This is a genomic window from Mesotoga sp. UBA5825, from assembly GCF_002432955.1.
GTDB lineage: Bacteria > Thermotogota > Thermotogae > Petrotogales > Kosmotogaceae > Mesotoga.
This window is the reverse complement of sequence record NZ_DJHG01000101.1, coordinates 8,136-16,567: the sequence shown is the minus strand read 5'-3', so window position 1 is coordinate 16,567 and position 8,432 is coordinate 8,136. Positions and strand designations below refer to the sequence as shown.

The 8,432-nt window shown below is 47.0% G+C and carries 8 protein-coding genes, 3 tRNA genes and 1 pseudogene; 4 read left to right on the top strand and 8 right to left on the bottom strand.

Annotation, left to right across the window (positions count from 1 at the left end):
* Positions 1–13 precede the first annotated feature (13 nt).
* The 3 genes and pseudogenes from B3N33_RS10455 to B3N33_RS13075 all read right to left on the bottom strand — a co-directional run bounded on the left by B3N33_RS10455 (position 14) and on the right by B3N33_RS13075 (position 1,258).
* On the bottom strand, positions 14–541 hold the full coding sequence (locus B3N33_RS10455; protein ID WP_292590418.1) for a putative immunity protein: 528 nt from the start codon (positions 539–541) through the stop codon (positions 14–16).
* Between the two features lie 12 nt (positions 542–553).
* Positions 554–964 carry an iron chaperone gene (locus B3N33_RS10450; RefSeq protein WP_292593268.1) on the bottom strand — a complete coding sequence of 137 codons (411 nt, stop codon included), beginning with the start codon at positions 962–964 and terminating at the stop codon, positions 554–556.
* Positions 948–1,258: pseudogene (locus B3N33_RS13075) on the bottom strand (DUF1905 domain-containing protein). Before B3N33_RS13075 ends, B3N33_RS10450 begins: the two are co-directional and overlap by 17 nt.
* Before the next feature lie 535 nt (positions 1,259–1,793).
* Here B3N33_RS13075 and B3N33_RS10445 point away from each other — a divergent pair.
* A complete protein-coding gene (locus B3N33_RS10445; RefSeq protein ID WP_292590414.1) occupies positions 1,794–3,041 on the top strand; it encodes an HD-GYP domain-containing protein in 1,248 nt (415 codons plus the stop codon).
* 858 nt (positions 3,042–3,899) lie between these two features.
* On the opposite strand, the gene B3N33_RS10440 is transcribed toward B3N33_RS10445, so the two are convergent.
* The 4 genes from B3N33_RS10440 to B3N33_RS10425 all read right to left on the bottom strand — a co-directional run bounded on the left by B3N33_RS10440 (position 3,900) and on the right by B3N33_RS10425 (position 5,586).
* Positions 3,900–3,976, bottom strand: a tRNA-Met gene (locus tag B3N33_RS10440).
* A 6-nt stretch (positions 3,977–3,982) separates the two neighbouring features.
* A tRNA-Met gene (locus tag B3N33_RS10435) sits at positions 3,983–4,059 on the bottom strand.
* Between the two features lie 57 nt (positions 4,060–4,116).
* Positions 4,117–4,205: transfer RNA gene (locus B3N33_RS10430), tRNA-Leu, on the bottom strand.
* 49 nt (positions 4,206–4,254) lie between these two features.
* A complete protein-coding gene (locus B3N33_RS10425) occupies positions 4,255–5,586 on the bottom strand; it encodes an MBL fold metallo-hydrolase (RefSeq protein WP_214079473.1) in 1,332 nt (443 codons plus the stop codon).
* A 98-nt stretch (positions 5,587–5,684) separates the two neighbouring features.
* Here B3N33_RS10425 and B3N33_RS10420 point away from each other — a divergent pair, with 98 nt between their 5' ends.
* The 3 genes from B3N33_RS10420 to B3N33_RS10410 all read left to right on the top strand — a co-directional run bounded on the left by B3N33_RS10420 (position 5,685) and on the right by B3N33_RS10410 (position 7,479).
* Positions 5,685–7,055: a sodium:glutamate symporter gene (locus B3N33_RS10420; protein ID WP_292590412.1), complete on the top strand. Its 1,371-nt coding sequence runs from the start codon at positions 5,685–5,687 to the stop codon at positions 7,053–7,055.
* Between the two features lie 63 nt (positions 7,056–7,118).
* On the top strand, positions 7,119–7,250 hold the full coding sequence (locus B3N33_RS10415) for a hypothetical protein (RefSeq protein ID WP_292590410.1): 132 nt from the start codon (positions 7,119–7,121) through the stop codon (positions 7,248–7,250).
* Between the two features lie 76 nt (positions 7,251–7,326).
* Entirely contained in the window at positions 7,327–7,479 is a 153-nt protein-coding gene (locus B3N33_RS10410; protein WP_214061351.1) for a hypothetical protein, read from the top strand.
* A gap of 273 nt (positions 7,480–7,752) precedes the next feature.
* On the opposite strand, the gene B3N33_RS10405 is transcribed toward B3N33_RS10410, so the two are convergent.
* Positions 7,753–8,432: class II fructose-bisphosphate aldolase (locus tag B3N33_RS10405; RefSeq protein ID WP_292593266.1), on the bottom strand; the 680-nt coding region annotated here is incomplete at its 5' end.

Sequence of the window (8,432 nt, the reverse complement as noted above, 5' to 3'; positions counted from 1 at the left end):
ATTCCCAAGGCGATCAGCTCTTCCAGTCGATGTTCACAGGGTAAGGTTCATCTTCTACCGAAATGGAACGCAGCGAATCGAGCATGCTCCCGCACTCTTCGGCGGCGCATAGTTCAAGCTGTTCCCATTGTGCTTCTGTTCCAAGAGCGTCATAAGCAACCGCTAAGGCTCCGTAAAGTGCGAGTCCTATGCAGTGTCTTGCAGAGTGAATAGTTGACGCGCTTTGGGCAATCGCTCTCGCTGCGGCCTGCGCAACGGGATTGTTTTCTGCTTCTCTAGCCGCGGCATGGCACTCCAGAATTGCTTTCTTGGCTTGAGGCAGTTTAATGGTTCCGGCTTGCCAGTCTCTCGCAGCAGTCAATGCATTGCGCGGGCGGAGGTCAATCGGATAGTGTTTACACCAGAGCGGCAACATAACTTCTTCGGAGTACTCAACCGCCCAGTATGTGAGCGTCTCCTTACTCTGAGTTTCGATCTGTCTCATGAGTGACTGAATATACGGAGCATCCCAGTCATTGAGCATCTTTCTGACTTTTGGCATACTAATCCTCCGCTAGTGATGACTCCCTGTTTCATTGCACCATTTTGCGATCTCAACTATCAGCTCAAGAGGAATGGTTTTGTCATAGGGGAACTGTACAGCACCTTTGCTTGTTCTGTAATGACTTAGTTTATCTGCAAAGTGGGCAATTGCCTCTTCTCCTTGATAAACCCCCATGTGGTTCTTAAAAGCAGCGAAGTGGATTATGTTCCTCTTCTTCCAGAAGGAGGGCATCCTCCAAGATATTCTCTCTTCCGAACCCGGAAGCGCCTCTCTGAGGGCATCCCTAACGCTCATCAGTAGCGATTGAACACCTTCGGGCTGCATGGTGATATACTCGTCAATCGTCTCTGGCGGTTCAATGCACGCATGTTTCTGATTGTGACGTTCGAACTCACGTCCGCACTCAGGGCACTTCCACATGCTTCATTCGCCNNCTTTCCATAACGGTGACTTTCACGGTGTCACCCGGTTGCTTCTCGATAGTTTTCCTGATGGCCTTTCGAAGACCAATGATATAAGACACCGACCCGTCGTCCTTCTTTATTCCCATGTTGACAACGCTACCATCGTAAGGCTCGCGGTCAAATGTTGCGTGGACTCTCAGTCTGCCCTTTCCGAACTCCGACTTGAGGTCATACGGAAATTCAACATACGCCCCATCTATGTCCGGAACTTTCTTATGACTGCCTCAAATACGTAGGTCTTTGATTTCACGAAGTCCTCCTTGTACACTATCCACTTCCCTCAATAAAACTCTTGCAGGCAAGGAAGTAATTATAGTGAGATTTCAGAATAGGAGATCACATTTGTTATTGCGTTTCTCAAAGTACTCCTGACTGTCGCCCCACGAATAACCGGGCTAGAGTGGGCAAGCACGGGTCAAGATGAAGCGACCCGTTACTTCTATGATATCCATTTTACTCCTGAAAGTGTGGAGATCTCAGTTAAGCGTTCAGATGGAAATCTCTAAAAGCAGCTCCCCCTCTTTGCAAGTCCAATTGCTAATTCTCGGTGGGTATTCTGAATCCAAAACATTGTCCAAGGTCCTTACGGCTGATCTCACATCTGAAGAAAGTATTCGATGATTGGAATGATGCTTGGGTAGTGTCTGGCTTAGGATTGCATGTAACTTGGAGTGATCGAAGAGGCAAAAAAGGGAATCGCAGGACACTTCATATAATAATTATATCAAAAGATTAAGTGATATGATAATGTCAAATGATTTTCCATGCAGAATGGGAGGTGTTACATGAGAGGATTCGATGAACTCAGGTATATCCGACCGACTCTAGTGATATTCATCTTTCTCGTTACCGTCTTTCTTATGCTTATGCCGTACTATGTCTTTCAAAATGAAGCAATAAACTATACTCAGAAAATCTATTCGGGAATCTTTGAGACATCTGTCGAAAATCTGGGATCTGCTTTGTCTCTGGGATATTTCCAGTGGACCGCTATGTACAACGCCGTTTTGTCGAAAGACGACGTATTCATCGAAGAGATGCTCCAGGAGATCCAGAATAAGTTTCCAGCAGTGAAGACGGCCAGGCTCATAAGCAGACCGTCAGAGATACCGGTTAAAGATGTGTACAGAGTATCTGCCATAGAGCAGGAGCTTTATCTCTACTTCAACGTCTACGACAGCCATATGGAGAATGAGATATCCGATGCAGTCGTGATTGCCAGCATAGACAAGAATTTCTTGCTTTCCGAGATGAATCTCGATGACAGAATCACCTTCTCACCAGGCGGATCGAAGAGTTTCGCCTACGGTCTGAGAACCGAAATAAAAGGATATGATCTTACCAGGTGGATGATTCTACATTCCGTGGCGGCCGGGATAATTGGCGTCTTGTTCATTATGGAAGTGCTGGCGCTCGGTCTTTCCAGATACTACGAGATGAGTGGTCTTCAGGAAATCATGTATTTGTGGGAAATGGAAGATTCCCACACCGCCTTTCACTCCAGAAATGTGGCGAAAATCGCTGAGTGTTTGGGTAAGAGTCTTGGATTGAAAAGGAAGAAAATCATGGAGCTTGTGAACGGTGCAAAGCTTCATGATATTGGTAAGATGGGCATTTCACTAAACATACTGAGAAAGCACGGACCACTTGACGAAATTGAAAAGGAGGTAATACGCAATCATCCCCAGCACGGTAAGGAAGTTCTCCAACATTTCGAATACCTGGAGAGATTCGTTCCTTACGCCTATCTACACCACGAAAGAGAAGACGGTTCCGGTTATCCCCGGGGTTTAAAGGGAGATGAGATACCGCTCGAAGCAAAGATTCTGGCTGTAGCAGATGTGTTTGAGGCTCTCACGGCGGATAGGCCCTACAGGACCGCCTATTCTTTTGCTCAAGCTGTGGACATGATGACAGAAATGCCTCTAGATCAGGATATAGTATCCAAACTGAAAAGTATCCTTCCGGAACTTGAGAACGAGCTTTGCGGGAGGAATCCGCGTAAGTGCGGGATCATCGGAAGTCAAACTTGACTTGCAGGACAACTTCGCCAAATGTTATGTGACGAAAACAATCAAGATACTCTTTTGCTTGTGACCGAAGCCTCGTGGCGGGAATTGGTGTCGTTCTGCGGGCTTTCTATCTCAAGATGCCATAAATCGCGACTTACTAAAGATTGACTCAACACAAAAGAGAAGCATAAAATAAGAGACGTGGTGATGAAAATCACAGTTTCCAGAGTTTTCCCGATTTTGGTCGTAGAGCTTGTTATCACGGTAATAGCGATATTCGTTCGTGGATTTACAATAGTCATGCACAATACCTAGAAACCGGCCATTCTTCAAAGGTGCATTTCTTTCGTTGTGACGGACAATGAAAGCTTTTTCGGCAATGTATTTTCCCATCTCTATCGCTTCTTTATTCGAAGACAGTTGACTGAGGAGTATGGTCGCAATTTCTTGGTGAAGAACATGAAGTCAAGCCTTTCTGTAAATACAATCCTCGCAGAAACAAAACTCCCGGAGCAACCGCCTTCCCTCTTACTCAAATCGTCCTTAGGACGAGAAATAGAATACAAAGGCTTTTATCGGCGTTTTTTCAGTAGCAGTAGTGAACTCAGGTCTATATCTTGCGAAGACACGTCTCTTCATTGCGGGAGATCTGGAGCGGGCCAGTTCTCATTCAAATTAGCACCGCATCATGAGAGCAGAAGCAGGACCTTTACTGAACACTGCTGATGACTGTCACTGGCAGTTCTAAAAGCCTTAGGGCTAATGAAGCAGTGCTTTTAGATCGCCGAAAAACTGACGTAAAAACAAACAAGCCTCCCAATGGGAGGCTAGGTTTTCTTTGATCAAAGCGCTCATACACGCGGATACACCCTAAATGCTTGGTGGCGGCGGTCAGAATCGAACTGACGACTCTGCGGGTATGAACCGCATGCTCTAGCCAGCTGAGCTACACCGCCTCATAATGGTAGCGGGGACAGGATTTGAACCTGTGACCTTTGGGTTATGAGCCCAACGAGCTACCAAACTGCTCCACCCCGCACCGGGTATCTATTATTCTCAATATTTCTATATGAATGACCTGCTTTTCCTGCTTCCATGGTGCCGGGGATGGGAATCGAACCCACACGGAGCCCTCGCTCCAACGGATTTTAAGTCCGTTGCGTCTGCCAGTTCCGCCACCCCGGCAACCGTACACTATGATAACACCAGTGCATTTCATTGTCAACCGCCGGATTCAGAGCTCGACTGTCTGAAGATTCGATGGTATCTGAATCTCAAACTCATACTGGAGTTCTTCTGCAAGGTTTTCAAGAGCGCCTTCATCACCGTGAACATAGATCAATTTCTCCGGTTGCAGTCTTCTGGGGAGCTCAAGAAGCTCCTGGTAGTCTGCATGCCCAGAGAAGTTGAAGATATCTATGTTCTTAGTTCCAATCTCAACCGTCTCTTCTCCCAGGGCGACTTGTTCATCGCCTCTCTTACTTGCTTCAAGCACCCTGTAACCATCTGATTCCGGACTCTGATAACCCATGAAGAAGATTCCGTCTTTGCTGTTTGACAACATCTGCTTGGCGAAGATATAGGATAGAGTATCTTCAACAAGCATTCCGGCCGAAAGGACAAGGAGCGCCGGCTCTTTCGAAAAGAGCAGTCTCTCAATGGCCTTGGGTGCCACAGTCACATTTTGCTGGAAGTTCTTCATGAACCACTTTCTATCCTTGTCGCTAATGCGCTCGTAATTGCTCATGTAGAGATTACTGAGTGAGGCTACCATTCCATTTGTGTATATGGGAACGGAGGGGATCTTGTTCTTTTCCATCAGCCTTAGAAGCATGTAGATTGCTTCCTGGCCTCTGCCAAGGGCAAATACAGGCATGAGGACCCTGCCGCCGTTTTCCAGTACGCGTTTCACTGACTTGCTGAGTCTTTCAATTTCGCTGTACCTTGTTAGAAGCTGATTTTCTTTCGAGCCGTAAGTTCCCTCTGAGATAAGGGTTTCCACCTTTTTTGGTAGCTGGGCCGGCGGGATAGTAAGCTGCTGCGAAAGCGATATGTCTCCAGAGTAGAGAATTCTCTTTCCCTTATGCTCAAGAAAGATCGAGGCAGCTCCCATTACATGACCCGCTGGGTAGAGTGCCACGTCCACTTCATTGTCAATTGAGTACCTTTGAAAATACTCCATCGGAAATATTCTTCTCTTCAGCTCGTTAACTTCGCCGTGACTGTATAGTATAGGTTCAACGCCGTCTTTGGCGTTCTTCTTCTTCATTACTTCGACTGAGTTCTGAAGTATTCTTAGAGCTAAGCCCTTATTCTCTTGAGTCATCAGGATTGGCGCATTTGGCCATCTTTGAGATATGTAAGGTAGAGAAGAGAGATGGTCGTAGTGGGAGTGGGAGATCATTATCACATCTAGATCGTTTATGCTGTCAATTTCAGGTAGCGACTCGTAGCCTTCCTTTACTGGGTGTCTGCCTGCATCAATCAGGATATTCTTTCCGTCCAGACTAAGGAGATAGGAATTCGCGCCTATCTCGCGGCCGCCACCAAGCGGCGTAAGTGTCATTACAGTTTCCTCCTTCTTTCTACAATTCTAACAAAAACCAGGAAAATTAACTTGAACCGTATTCTGATACAATTGCTTTGTCAAAAAGGGGTGATCTCATGGAACAAGACTGGACTATTATACTCGACTTCGCTTACCTTTCCATCCTTATAGGTGTCGCTTCCGTTCTGAAGAGGTTGATTTCTCCCTTAAGCAAGGTTCTCATTCCAAATGCAGTTATTGCCGGTTTTCTCGGGATTCTCTTGGGGCCGGAGGTTATGAAGATAATCCCCTTCTCTTACGATAGACTTGGAAACCTTGTCTATCACTTGATGGCAATTGGCTTCATCGCGATCGCGCTGAAGAGGACGAGACGCTCCACTACTAAGTCTTCTGTCAATACCGGCTTTCTTATCAGTATGTCTTATGCTCTTCAGGGATTAGTGGGGTTCATCATTGGTATCGCACTTGTAGGATTGTTCTTCAAAGATCTCTTCCCACCCTTTGGTCTTCTATTAGCTCTGGGATTCGCTCAGGGCCCTGGACAAGCCTATTCGCTGGGTAGTCAGTGGGAAGCGCTGGGCTTTACAGGCGGGGGAGCCGTGGGCTTGAGCGTTTCAACATTAGGCTTTCTCTGGGCAGCATTTGGAGGAATTGTTATGCTGAATACGATGGTCTACAGAAAAAGGCAGATCGGTATTCAGATTGAAATACCTAAGTTGAAAAAGAGAGTCGAAGCAATTATTAAAGACTTCGAATTTTCAGACATCGACGGTTTTACAATCCAGGCTCTGGCTGTGGGAATCGTATATCTCATCACTTACCTATTCTTGAAATGGTTCACGGGCTTGATCGGCGGGCTAGGTACGTTCGGAGAGACGTTCGCCCAGGTTTTATGGGGCTTCCATTTTGTGATCGGAGTTCTTTTCGCAATGGCCTTCAGAGCGATATATGAGAGGGTGAGGAAGTCAGAGAAATATGAGATCGAATATATGAACGACTTCCTACTTCAGCGTATCGGCGGGGGTGTGTTCGACTTCATGGTAGCGGCGTCGATCGCTGGGATCTCTTTCTCAGTCATACAGGAGTACATTTGGCCGGTAATAATTCTCACCTCGGTAGGCGGACTCTTCATTGCCGGCTACACGATCTGGTTTGGAAAAAGGATTTACGAGAAAGCGCCTCTGGAACACATAGTAACATTCTTCGGAATGCATACCGGTACACTCTCGACCGGGATGGCGTTGCTCAGAGAAGTCGACCCGACATTTGAGACGGGAACCGCCGAAGACATGGTTTTCGGAAGTGGGCTTGCGTTATTCTTGGGCATTCCGATGCTGATACTGCTTAACATACCTATTCTCGGCTACAAAACCGACCAGCCTATATACTACCTGTATTTCATTCTTGGTCTGGTAGCTTATATCGGGGCGATGTACTTCTTCTGGTTCAGAAAAGCAAAAGTCCGGGGAAAACAGAAGACAAAGTGAGCGATGTGAAGGGCCAAGGCTAAGAGAAGCGTCTGGGGACGCAAGGCTTCGGCAGGAAGCGATTTGAAAGCCAGTTTGCTTACGCAGGCCAGTCAAAAGGTGAGAATCATCGCCGCCAGTGAAGGATTCGCGGGAAGAGCCGTTGGCCGCTTGAGAGAAAACGCTGAGCGCCACACAAGTGAAAATAGGGACTGACGGGTCCTGACGTCTGTCCCGTTTTTCGCGATCTGTCCTCAGAGACCAACACCCTCCTCCCTCAAGGGAGGAGTTAATGTCACGTTATCAGGAGCCACACACAGTATATGTTGTCAAGGGAGAAGGAGCACCATATGATTTCTCATCAGCTCCCCAACTTATGGATGATGATGAGTTCTCGAGAGAGGACTTAAGAGCGAAGATAGGGATTAGAGAGAAAGATCTTTGACGAGAGCTCCATTAACGAGAAGACGAGAGATAGAAGCCAGTCTGAACTCTTAAGACCGCATTAGTCATTCACCGAGAAACGACCCTCGGCTCTCCTTCTCTTTCATACTACCTGCCGCCCATACCCCCGACCCCGTCTCTATCCCTCAATTCCGTAACAAAGGGGCCTTTGGTTTAGAGATCCCGATCTCATTGTGCTGAATCTGGCATTAATAGTCCGGAACGCTTTCAAGTTCCTCATCCTAGATTCAGACGAAGATTTCCAGTTTAAGAACTAGACTCTGTTACCGCTTCCGAGGAGCTCAATCTTTTCCTTGACGGTCTCTTTGACTCTTGGTGCGGCCATCTTCAGCAAAGTGAGCTGATCTTTTAGTTCTTCGTTGTTCTTTAGAATCTCTCTTATGCCTTCGGTGAAGACGGTCTTTAGTCTTGTTCCTATGTTAATCTTAGAAAAGGCGGTTGTGGCTATGTATCGAAGATCTTCACTAGACGCGCCGCTTGAACCGTGAAGTACTAACGGAACAGGCGATACTTTAGATATCGCGTCCACTAGATCGAGATGGATATTGGCTTCCTGTTTCTGCATGCCATGAACAGTGCCTACAGCGACAGCAAGAGCATCAACGTCTGTTTGTTCGCAGAACATGACTACATCTGAAGGATCGGTAAGTATTTCGACGGCCGATTCCCCCTCTTCACCCTTGGCGACTCGTCCCAACTCTGCTTCAACTGAAACGCCAAATGTTCTAGCGACTTTGACCACAATTTTGCAGTTGGCAATATTCTCTTCAACGGGTAGCATCGAGCCGTCGTACATCACTGATGTGAATCCCGCATGGATAGATCTGAATATAAGCTCAAGGCTGCTCGCGTGATCGAGGTGAGCAACGACAGGTATATCAACCCTTGATGCAACATCTTTGATAAGAGCCGCAGCAAGCGTCGGTCCCCAGT

Bases quoted from the DNA above. Each gene is read 5' to 3' on its own strand.
- B3N33_RS10420 (WP_292590412.1), top strand. From the start codon at position 5,685: ATGGAACAAGACTGGACTATTATACTCGACTTCGCTTACCTTTCCATC.
- B3N33_RS10445 (WP_292590414.1), top strand. From the start codon at position 1,794: ATGAGAGGATTCGATGAACTCAGGTATATCCGACCGACTCTAGTGATA.
- B3N33_RS10425 (WP_214079473.1), bottom strand. From the start codon at position 5,586: ATGACACTTACGCCGCTTGGTGGCGGCCGCGAGATAGGCGCGAATTCC.
- B3N33_RS10455 (WP_292590418.1), bottom strand. From the start codon at position 541: ATGCCAAAAGTCAGAAAGATGCTCAATGACTGGGATGCTCCGTATATT.
- B3N33_RS10410 (WP_214061351.1), top strand. From the start codon at position 7,327: ATGTCACGTTATCAGGAGCCACACACAGTATATGTTGTCAAGGGAGAA.
- B3N33_RS10450 (WP_292593268.1), bottom strand. From the start codon at position 964: ATGTGGAAGTGCCCTGAGTGCGGACGTGAGTTCGAACGTCACAATCAG.